This is a genomic window from Arthrobacter sp. K4-10C, assembly GCF_059090085.1.
Genome location: NZ_JBNHFI010000051.1, coordinates 1 through 216, shown reverse-complemented (window position 1 = coordinate 216; position 216 = coordinate 1). Strand labels below are relative to the sequence as shown.

The 216-nt window shown below is 71.8% G+C and carries 1 pseudogene; it reads right to left on the bottom strand.

The annotated features are described in order from the left end of the window. Positions 1 to 216 (bottom strand): annotated as a pseudogene (locus AC5RUU_RS19715) (HNH endonuclease); the annotation flags it as partial.

Below are 216 nucleotides of genomic sequence, written 5' to 3'. Positions count from 1 at the left end.
GCGGGTCCCGCCGGTACGCCGCGGCCCGGACCGCGCTGATGATGGCCCGGTCCCCGGCCCCGTCCAGGGTGCCGGTGTCCGCGGCGAGTTCCTCATCGACGGCGAACCGGTCCTCCACCGACAGGCAGGCTGTCTCCCTCACCACCAGCGTGGTCCGCCACTCATTCAACAACCCCGACCGGAACGCCACGAACGTGTGCGGCATCCCCGTCAGTG